Origin of the sequence: Streptococcus suis (assembly GCF_002964575.1) — a bacterium.
Lineage (GTDB): Bacteria > Bacillota > Bacilli > Lactobacillales > Streptococcaceae > Streptococcus > Streptococcus suis_R.
On the sequence record NZ_POQQ01000064.1, the window covers coordinates 1 to 278 of the forward strand.

Annotated in this window: 1 pseudogene; it reads left to right on the forward strand. The window is 40.6% G+C overall.

Annotated features, from left to right (window positions below):
• Positions 1-133: 133 nt before the first annotated feature.
• Positions 134-278: pseudogene (locus tag C1E58_RS09605) on the forward strand (IS110 family transposase); the annotation flags it as partial.

Here is a 278-nt window from a genome sequence, read left to right on the forward strand (position 1 = left end):
GTAGTAGCGTACAGGCGGCAGGTGAGCTAGTGACTAGAATTCTCTTATGCGAGGCTGTTGGTTCAACGTGTTTCTGGGGAACCTTACAGTAGTCAAGAAACTTTCCAAATACAAATGAAAGGAGACCTTCCAAATGAAATGTTTTGTCGGTTTAGACGTTAGCTCTACCAAATTAGATGTCTGTATCATGCTTAGTGATACAACAACTCCCTTTACAGCTTCTCTTCCTAATGACCTAGTAGGGGCTCAAGAAATCAAGAAACAAATTCTTGAACTAA